Below are 226 nucleotides of genomic sequence, written 5' to 3'. Positions count from 1 at the left end.
ACCGCGCTCGGCCGCGTAGTAGGGGTGCATCAGCTCGGCCTTGTACTCCTTGACCATGCGCGCACGCATCGCCTCGGGGTCCTCGGCGTCCGCGATCTGGCGGCGGAAGATGACGTTGGCCGCACCTTCGGCGCCCATCACCGCGATCTCGTTGGTGGGCCAGGCATAGGTGAGGTCGGCCCCGATGGACTGGGAGTCCATGACGATGTACGCGCCTCCGTATGCC

At 67.3% G+C, this 226-nt stretch carries 1 protein-coding gene; it reads right to left on the bottom strand.

The genetic code is table 11. The features are described from left to right. A partial coding sequence (locus tag IF17_RS01000000137005; RefSeq protein ID WP_032773250.1) for a carboxyl transferase domain-containing protein occupies positions 1-226 on the bottom strand: 226 nt, incomplete at both ends.

Origin of the sequence: Streptomyces cyaneofuscatus (assembly GCF_000718135.1) — a bacterium.
GTDB classification, from domain to species: Bacteria; Actinomycetota; Actinomycetes; order Streptomycetales; family Streptomycetaceae; genus Streptomyces; species Streptomyces cyaneofuscatus.
The sequence above is the reverse complement of the archived record's forward strand: the minus strand, read 5'-3'. Positions and strand labels throughout refer to the sequence as shown.